The sequence below is a fragment of the Acidovorax sp. genome, from assembly GCF_022763525.1.
Taxonomy (GTDB): domain Bacteria; phylum Pseudomonadota; class Gammaproteobacteria; order Burkholderiales; family Burkholderiaceae_C; genus Acidovorax.
Genome location: NZ_JALEGG010000285.1, coordinates 1 through 5,046 on the forward strand (window position 1 = coordinate 1; position 5,046 = coordinate 5,046).

5 protein-coding genes are annotated in these 5,046 nt (G+C 65.7%); 2 read left to right on the top strand and 3 right to left on the bottom strand.

The features are described 5' to 3' along the window. On the bottom strand, positions 1 to 617 hold a 617-nt coding region (locus tag MRY84_RS21765; RefSeq protein WP_291507764.1), incomplete at its 3' end, for an ABC transporter substrate-binding protein. 92 nt (positions 618 to 709) lie between these two features. On the opposite strand from MRY84_RS21765, the gene MRY84_RS21770 reads away from it, so the two are divergent. Beyond that, positions 710 to 1,096: an Hsp20/alpha crystallin family protein gene (locus MRY84_RS21770; RefSeq protein WP_291507765.1), complete on the top strand. Its 387-nt coding sequence runs from the start codon at positions 710 to 712 to the stop codon at positions 1,094 to 1,096. Between the two features lie 23 nt (positions 1,097 to 1,119). Here the strand turns inward: MRY84_RS21770 and tsaD are convergent, their stop codons facing one another. Then, positions 1,120 to 2,166, bottom strand: coding sequence for a tRNA (adenosine(37)-N6)-threonylcarbamoyltransferase complex transferase subunit TsaD (gene tsaD / locus MRY84_RS21775; RefSeq protein WP_291507766.1), 1,047 nt, complete (start codon positions 2,164 to 2,166; stop codon positions 1,120 to 1,122). A gap of 186 nt (positions 2,167 to 2,352) precedes the next feature. Then, positions 2,353 to 3,519, bottom strand: coding sequence for a branched-chain amino acid ABC transporter substrate-binding protein (locus MRY84_RS21780; RefSeq protein WP_291507767.1), 1,167 nt, complete (start codon positions 3,517 to 3,519; stop codon positions 2,353 to 2,355). A gap of 207 nt (positions 3,520 to 3,726) precedes the next feature. On the opposite strand from MRY84_RS21780, the gene MRY84_RS21785 reads away from it, so the two are divergent. After that, the gene (locus tag MRY84_RS21785; RefSeq protein WP_291507768.1) at positions 3,727 to 4,353 is read left to right on the top strand and encodes an ANTAR domain-containing protein; all 627 of its coding nucleotides are present in this window, start codon (positions 3,727 to 3,729) and stop codon (positions 4,351 to 4,353) included. Positions 4,354 to 5,046 lie beyond the last annotated feature (693 nt).

The following is a 5,046-nucleotide window of genomic DNA, read 5'->3' on the forward strand; positions in this document are numbered from 1 at the left end:
CGCATGACCTCCATCAGCGCGGCCATGCGCATGTCGGCGTGGGCATCAAAACGGAAATGCCAGAAGCTGCATTTCTCGTTGGTAAGAATCGGGTCCACTGCCGAATAGTTCAGGAAAACCACGCGCTTGGCGGGCTCGCGTTCGTTGTGCTTGTTGATGGCGTCGATCAGCACCGCGGCTGTGGCCGATGAATTGCCTTGCAGGATGACCTGGGCGCCATCGTCGATGGCCGCGCGCAATGCCGACAGTGCCTCTTCGTTCTGGCCCTTGCTGTCGTAGCGTTCGAGCACCAGCGGGCGCGGGCCGCCGCTGCTGGCGGGCAGTTGCACGCCGCCGCGCGCATTCACGCGCTCCATGGCCCAGAAAACGTTGCGGTACACGGCCTCGCCGGTGTTGGCAAATGTGCCAGAAAGGCTCTCGATCAGCGCCACCTTGATGGGCCGAGCCTGCGCGGCCACCGATGCAGAAGCCGCCGCGCTGGCCTGCGCCGCCCCGCCCGCCTGCGCCCACGCCGCGGGCACCGCTGCCACGCCCAGAAGGCATGCCGCCAGCGCCAACGCGCCTCGACGTGAAGCCGCGCCACCCGTTTTCAAGCCCCTGCCGCGCAATTTATTCATGTGATTTTTTCCTTGAAATGCCCCGGGCCAGACACACCTGCCATGCATGCGGCGACCACGTTGAGAGCCGCGCAGTATAGGAGTAGTAACCCATGATCTTCGCCCCCGTCATCCGCCGCGCCGCCTACGCCCCCCGCTCCGCCGACCTGGCGTTGCAGCGCTTCTTGATGGGCGCCCTGGCACAGCCCGCGGCATCCACGCCTGCGGCAGGCTGCACCGTCACGCAGGACGACAAGGCCACTACCTTGCAGCTGGATGTGCCCGGCCTGGCCCGCGACCAGCTCTCGATCAGCATCGAAGGCCATGTGGTGCGTCTGCAAAGCGTGGAAGGCGCGCCCCGCCAGGTGCAGCGCGCGTGGGAGCTGGCCGACGAAATCGACCCTGCGGGCAGCACCGCCAAGCTGGAAAACGGCGTGCTGACGCTCACCCTGGCCAAGCTGTCGCCGGTCAGCAAGGCCACCTCGCTCACCATTCACTAAAAAAGGCGCAGGGCCCCGGCTTCTCAACCCGCGATGCCAATCGCATCCAGCGGCCACCGGGGCTTTACGTCAAACGCGTAGTCCGTGTTGGCCTGCTGCTGCCCTGCCTGCAAGCGCATCGCCGCGGCCATTGCAATCATCGCGCCGTTGTCGGTGCAAAGGTGCAGCTCCGGGTAGTGCACACGCACCTTGCCCGCCGTGCAGGCCGCGTTCAACTGCGCACGCAGATGCCGGTTGGCCCCCACGCCGCCCGCCACCACCACGCGCTTCAGGCCCGTCTGCTTCAGCGCCGCCAGGGTCTTCTTGACCAGCACTTCCACAATGGCCGCCTCCGTGCTGGCAGCGAGGTCGGCCTTGCGGGCTTCTAGCTCGTCGCCCAGCTTTTTGGCCTGGGTCAGCACAGCCGTCTTGAGCCCCGCAAAGGAGAAGTCCAGATCGCCGCTGTGCAACAGCGGCCGCGGCAGTTTGAACGCGGTAGCGCTGCCCTGTTCGGCCAGGCGCGACAGCGCAGGGCCGCCGGGGTAGCCCAGGCCCATGAGCTTGGCGGACTTGTCGAACGCCTCGCCCGCGGCATCGTCGATGGTCTCCCCCAGGATCTCATAGCGCCCCACGCCGTCCACGCGCATGAGCTGGGTGTGCCCGCCAGAAACCAGCAGGGCCACGAAGGGAAACTCGGGCGGGTCGGCACTCAGGAACGGCGACAGCAGATGCCCTTCCAGGTGGTGCACCCCCAGCACCGGCTTGTTCAGCGCTGCCCCCAGCGCGCACGCCACGCCCGCGCCGACGAGCAATGCGCCCGCGAGTCCGGGGCCGCGCGTGTAGGCCACCACGTCCACGTCGGCCAAGGTCTGGCCGGACTCTGCCAGCACCTGGGAGGCCAGCGGCAGCACACGGCGAATGTGGTCGCGGCTGGCCAGTTCGGGCACCACGCCGCCATAGGCCTGGTGCATCTCGATCTGGCTGTGCAGCGCGTGCGACAAGAGGGTAGGTACGGCACTGCCCGCGCAACGCACCAGCGCCACACCGGTTTCGTCGCACGAGGATTCAATACCGAGGATCAACAGACTCATGGCCCGAGTGTAAAACCCGGGCGCCGCAGGGCCTGTCGATGGCGGGGCAGCTGCGCTTGGGCCTTTGTCCGCCGCAAAGCGCAGACGCCATGAAAAAACCCCTGCCGCGGGCGCCAGGCAGGGGTGTGCTTCATCACGAGATGGGCCCACTCGCGGCGTTCGCCGCGGCCGGGCTGCAGGGGTTGCTTACCAGCGGTCGGAGCGCATGCGCAGCTCCCAGTTGCCAGCGCGCAGTTCGTAGACGCCCACGGCACCGTAGCGCTGCTCGCCTTTGTCATCCCATGTCATGGTGCCGATCACCGGCGCGTAGCCGTTGATGGCGTGCATGGCCTTGGTGATGTCCTTGGGGTCTGCGGATTTGGCCTTCTGGATGGCGGCCGAGAGCACGTACATGCTGTCGTAGCTGTAGTGGCCGCCATACGCTGGGGGCTTCTTGTAGGCCGCGATGTACTTCTCGAGGAAAGGCTTGCCGGTGCTGAACTCCTTGGCCTCCAGCACGGGCGAGGTGGCGTACAAGCCATCAATCATGCCCGCGCCCTTGGCCATGTCCGTGGTCTTGGCTGTGTCGCCGCCCAGCAGGCTCACCTTGGTGTGGCCCACCTTGCGCAGGGCCTCCAGCAAGGCGAGCGCCTGAAAATCGCTGAGGGTGGAGACGATCACTTCGACGTTGGCCGCCTTGAGTTCGCCCGCCAGGCCGTCGAACGCGGTGGTCTTGTCATCGAACGACTTGCGCACGACAACTTCCTTCTTCTCGGCCTTGAGCTGCTCGACGGCGCCATCGGCCAGCCCCTTGCCGTACGGCGTGCCGTCGTCCAACGCCGCATAGCGCGCAGCGCCCAGCTGCGAAGCCGCAAACGAGCCAATGGCGCGCGCCTGCAGGGTGTCGTTGGCCACCATGCGGAAGGTGGTGGGCAGGCCCAGCTGCGTGAACTTGGGGTTGGTGGAGATGGCGATCTGCGCAATGTCCTTGGCGGCGTAGATGGGCGCTGTTTCGATGCTGACGCCCGAGTTGAGGTGCCCGATCACGGCCACCACGCCAGCATCCACCAGTTGCTGCGCCACCGTCTTGCCGGTGCCGGCATCGGCCTTGTCGTCGACCGACACCACCTCCAGCGTGACGCGCTTGCCATCCACCGTGTAGCCGCTCTTGTTCAGCTCTGCCACCGCCAGGTTCACACCGTTGAGCATATCCTGGCCCAGGGCCCCCAAGGGGCCGCTCAGGGGCTGCGCCACTCCGATCTTGATCGTGTCGGGGACCTTGCTGCAGCCCACCAGTCCCAATGCAGAGGCGGCAGCCAGGGCAGAAAGGCTCAGTCGCACCGAGAAACGGCGCCGATCCATGTGCTTGTTCATGAGAATCCCTTGAACTTGAAGTTTGAAATGTGACTAGATGTATAGGCGATGATGCAAAGGAACGGTAGGGGGTATGCCCTGCTCGCATCAACATGTAAGCAATTTTTACGCCCTGGGGCAAAACCGGATGCGCCGGGCCTGCAGATCGCCTCCGTCGTCGCGACCTGCGCACCAAGATGTGGCGTAAAAATTGCTTACCATCGGGTCATGAATGAGTCCCTGCGCATCGTGGTGGTGGCCCCGGACCTGGCCGTCACCGACCCCGCTGATGAGCATGCCCTGCTGCAGGCAGAGCGCTCGCGGGCGCTGCGCATCGGTCTGCTGGAGAACAACTTCAACCTGATTGCCACCCTGCCGGCCGACGTTTTCCTGGGTGAACGCATTGCCCAGTTGCAACCCGACCTCATCATCGTGGACGCCGAAAGCGAGGCGCGCGATGCGCTGGAGCACGTGGTGATGGCCACGCGCGACGAGCGCCGCCCCATCGTCATGTTCACCAACGACGAGGACACCTCGCACGTCAAGGACGCGGTAGCCGCGGGCGTGTCGGCTTACATCGTGGCCGGGCTGGCGCCGCAGCGCATCCGCCCCATCCTGGACGTGGCCATGGCGCGCTTCCAGCACGAACAGGCCCTGCGCGCCGAGCTGGCCGACGCCCGAACCGAACTGAAAGACCGCAAGACCATCGACCGCGCCAAGGGGCTGCTCATGCAGCGCCAGGGCCTCACGGAACAAGCGGCCTACGAAAAGCTGCGCAAGACCGCCATGGACAAGGGCCTCAAGCTCGTGGACGTGGCCCAGCGCATGCTGGATGTGATGGACCTGCTGGGGTAGGTGGAGGCACATCCCCCCCTGAGGCGCGACCGCTCGGTGCAGCCGCCAGAGGCGGGAGCTCTTCGGGACCGTCCAAACCTGCGCAGGCGGGCTTGGAGCCGCAGCCCTCAGCCCTCAGCCCTCAGCCCTCAGCCCTCAGCCCCTTCTCTCGAATCGCTGGCGCGATTCGGGAGAGGGGGACGACGCCCTCCGGGGCGGCCCCTGCTCGGCATCCCTGGTTTGATGCCGCGCCCACTTCATCGCTTTTCCAGCGGGTGCACCGCCTTTCCCCTCTCCCACTTCACCGCGCAATCTGAAAAGGCGAGAGCCCCGCCCCGCCCACATCTCCCCGATGGTGCAGCGCACAAAGGCAGTGCAGCGCTCGCGGCATGCACCATGCTGAACATTTTTACGTCGAGCAAGCCCAGAACGCTTGATCAACAAGCGCAATCAGCTATTGATTTGGGAGCATTCATGGTGCGGGCGTAGCGCCGGATCGGTGCAGCAAGGCTGGCACGCCGCTTGCGTTAGACCCTGCGAGACCAATGGCGGTCTCACCCCCTACAGCACGGACCCAATGGCGGGTCGGTGCTGGGCGAGCCCCCTTTCGGGCATCGCCATTGGACAGAGGCGTCCCTCACCGACTGGTGCTGCATACGTGCAGGCTGCTCGGGAGGACGCCTTTTTTGTTTTTAACGCATGCAAACGAGGGAA

Bases quoted from the DNA above. Each gene is read 5' to 3' on its own strand.
- MRY84_RS21785 (WP_291507768.1), top strand. From the start codon at position 3,727: ATGAATGAGTCCCTGCGCATCGTGGTGGTGGCCCCGGACCTGGCCGTC.
- MRY84_RS21780 (WP_291507767.1), bottom strand. From the start codon at position 3,519: ATGAACAAGCACATGGATCGGCGCCGTTTCTCGGTGCGACTGAGCCTT.
- MRY84_RS21770 (WP_291507765.1), top strand. From the start codon at position 710: ATGATCTTCGCCCCCGTCATCCGCCGCGCCGCCTACGCCCCCCGCTCC.
- tsaD (WP_291507766.1), bottom strand. From the start codon at position 2,166: ATGAGTCTGTTGATCCTCGGTATTGAATCCTCGTGCGACGAAACCGGT.